The 263-nt window shown below is 50.6% G+C and carries 1 tRNA gene; it reads right to left on the reverse strand.

The window, feature by feature from the left end:
• Position 1: 1 nt before the first annotated feature.
• Positions 2-83 (reverse strand) — tRNA-Tyr (locus AACR09_RS00990).
• Between the last annotated feature and the right edge of the window lie 180 nt (positions 84-263).

Below are 263 nucleotides of genomic sequence, written 5' to 3' on the forward strand. Positions count from 1 at the left end.
GTGGAGGGAGACGGATTCGAACCATCGAAGGCAGTGCCGGCAGATTTACAGTCTGCTCCCTTTGGCCACTCGGGAACCCCTCCAGGGTGTGTCTTACTTTTCACAAAGTAAGCCTAAATTGATGTTTCCCATAAGCCCATCAACTAGGTTGTTCTCTTAACTCTCAAAAGAGGTAAGAAGAATATGGTGGAGGGAGACGGATTCGAACCATCGAAGGCAGTGCCGGCAGATTTACAGTCTGCTCCCTTTGGCCACTCGGGAAC

The organism is Vibrio sp. OPT20 (assembly GCF_963889365.1).
Taxonomy (GTDB): domain Bacteria; phylum Pseudomonadota; class Gammaproteobacteria; order Enterobacterales; family Vibrionaceae; genus Vibrio; species Vibrio splendidus.